The sequence below is a fragment of the Pseudoalteromonas aurantia genome, assembly GCF_005886875.1.
In the GTDB taxonomy this organism is placed as follows: domain Bacteria; phylum Pseudomonadota; class Gammaproteobacteria; order Enterobacterales; family Alteromonadaceae; genus Pseudoalteromonas; species Pseudoalteromonas aurantia_A.
On record NZ_PNBY01000243.1, the window covers coordinates 1 to 258 of the forward strand.

At 37.6% G+C, this 258-nt stretch carries 1 protein-coding gene; it reads right to left on the reverse strand.

The annotated features are described in order from the left end of the window. On the reverse strand, positions 1–218 hold a 218-nt coding region (locus CWC18_RS20835; protein ID WP_212747758.1), incomplete at its 3' end, for a hypothetical protein. Between the last annotated feature and the right edge of the window lie 40 nt (positions 219–258).

Below are 258 nucleotides of genomic sequence, written 5' to 3' on the forward strand. Positions count from 1 at the left end.
AAGGTTTTGCAACCGAATCTTGCTGCTAATGAATGATGCTGATGAAGGGCAATTTTTGAGCAGTGAATTGGATTTATTGCTTCCAGTAAGGATTGTACTTCGGATACAGCAGCTTGCGGCTTTCTGAGATGAAAGCGTTGCAATCCTTCATCAAATAAAGTATTGACGATGTTTGATTCATCTGCACGGAATACTGTATCAGAAACAACAATTAACATTATGAATAAATTTCTTTTCCGCCCAACAAAAATTCTTCCG